General features: G+C 58.4%; 1 protein-coding gene. It reads right to left on the reverse strand.

The genetic code is table 11. The features are described 5' to 3' along the window. On the reverse strand, positions 1-616 hold a 616-nt coding region (locus RCF13_RS02995), incomplete at both ends, for a recombinase family protein (RefSeq protein ID WP_308140849.1).

Genomic DNA, 616 nt, shown 5'->3' on the forward strand with positions numbered 1-616 from the left:
CTGGATTTCCGAACACCGTCACGAACACGTCCATGGCGCCGCTCCACCTCCCGTTGGCGATCCTTGACCGCCTGCCACAACGGCTCGTCGATGATCCGCAGATGCGGAACTTCCTTTATGACCCATTCCGTCTCTGGGTTAAGTCGCACCTGACGCTTTCCGGTGACTGGATCCTTGATGAAATGCTGCCGGTTCCAGACAAGCTCGCCGCGATAAAGTGCATTGTTGAGGATACCGGTACCTCGCGCAGGATGCCCACGAATGGTGGTGGCTCCCCAGGCCCGTCCGCCTGGCCCATGTATAGCCTCCCGGTTCAGCGCCGCCGCAATGGCATTGGGCGTCTCTCCTTCGGCAAAGGATGCAAAGATTCGGCGGATGATCATCGCCTGCTGCTCGTTAATGCAGCGGCCTCCGGCACTGCCTTCATCATCATTGGATAGGTCATAGCCGTAGGCGAGACCTCCACCCGAACGTCCTTTCTCGATTCGTCCGCGTTGACCTCGTCTCGTCTTCTCGGCCAGATCCTTGAGGAACAACGCATTCATCGTGCCCTTGAGGCCGATATGCATCTCGTCAGTCAATCCTTCGGCCACCGTATGCAGGGCAATTCCCCGAA

The sequence above is a fragment of the Stenotrophomonas maltophilia group sp. RNC7 genome, assembly GCF_030910085.1.
Classification (GTDB): domain Bacteria; phylum Pseudomonadota; class Gammaproteobacteria; order Xanthomonadales; family Xanthomonadaceae; genus Stenotrophomonas; species Stenotrophomonas sepilia.